The 263-nt window shown below is 45.2% G+C and carries 1 rRNA gene; it reads left to right on the forward strand.

What is annotated here, in order from left to right:
- Positions 1–263, forward strand: a 23S ribosomal RNA gene (locus tag ACU68U_RS09355); the annotation flags it as partial.

The following is a 263-nucleotide window of genomic DNA, read 5'->3' on the forward strand; positions in this document are numbered from 1 at the left end:
ACAAGCAGACAGAGGAAGAAGACTTCTAATGTCGTACTTTTTGTAGAACGGGCCAGCGAGTTACGATACGTAGCAAGATTAAACATTTAAGATGTGAAGTCGCAGGGAAACCGAGTCTTAATAGGGCAGAAGTTATGTGTTGTAGACCCGAAACCGGGTGATCTATCCATGGGCAGAGTGAAGGTAAAGTAAAATTTACTGGAGGCTCGAACCGGGTAGCGTTTAAAAGCTATCGGATGACCTGTGGATAGGGGTGAAAAGCC

The organism is Finegoldia sp. P3-F-LR, from assembly GCF_052932165.1.